Source organism: Photobacterium alginatilyticum, assembly GCF_009910675.1.
Taxonomy (GTDB): domain Bacteria; phylum Pseudomonadota; class Gammaproteobacteria; order Enterobacterales; family Vibrionaceae; genus Photobacterium; species Photobacterium alginatilyticum.
In genome coordinates this window covers 1-687 of the sequence record NZ_RSEJ01000175.1, presented here as the reverse complement: position 1 = coordinate 687, position 687 = coordinate 1, and the positions used below count along the sequence as shown (strand labels likewise).

The window sequence follows — 687 nt, the reverse complement described above, 5'->3', positions numbered from 1 at the left end:
TCTTTTGYCTAGTCAGATCAASAAAGTCATGATATTTCTATTTTCTTATTATTTTACATAGAATGGATTTACCTGGACCAATACATGACTTTCTTTTAGTCTTCCTGGGATTGGGTCTTATAGTAGGAAGCCTCGGAGTGGTATTACTTCCCAATCCAATTTATTCTGCCTTTTCTTTGGGATTGGTTTTTTTTTGTATATCCTTATTCTATATTCTYGCAAACTCCCACTTTGTAGCTGCGGCGCARCTCCTGATTTATGTAGGAGCTATAAACGTTTTAATCCTRTTTGCTGTGATGTTCATGAATGGTTCAGAATATTACAAAGATTTCCATCTTTCKACTRTTGGAGATGGAATTACTTCSCTRATTTGTACAAGTATTTTAATTTCYYTAATTASCACTATTCTAGATACGTCATGGTACGGGATTATTTGGGCTACAAGATCCAAYCAGATTCTAGAACAAGATTTKATAAGTAATAGTCAACAAATTGGTATTCATTTATCAACWGATTTTTTTCTTCCATTTGAACTCATTTCAWTAATTCTTTTAGTTGCTTTAATAGGTGCAATTGCTGTAGCTCGTCAATARRAAATCTTTCAAAATWGGAATCMAACTCAAACTTTTTCTAGATTTTCATATTTATTTCTCTTCCATTCTATTTGAATTAGTGCCGAAAATTCAA

The 687-nt window shown here is 31.9% G+C and carries 1 protein-coding gene; it reads left to right on the top strand.

Features of this window, described 5'->3' with window-relative positions; all coding sequences use genetic code 11:
- The first annotated feature begins 62 nt into the window (after positions 1 to 62).
- Positions 63 to 593, top strand: a complete 531-nt coding sequence (locus EIZ48_RS31565; RefSeq protein ID WP_500690629.1) for an NADH-quinone oxidoreductase subunit J — start codon at positions 63 to 65, stop codon at positions 591 to 593.
- The last annotated feature ends 94 nt before the right edge of the window (positions 594 to 687 follow it).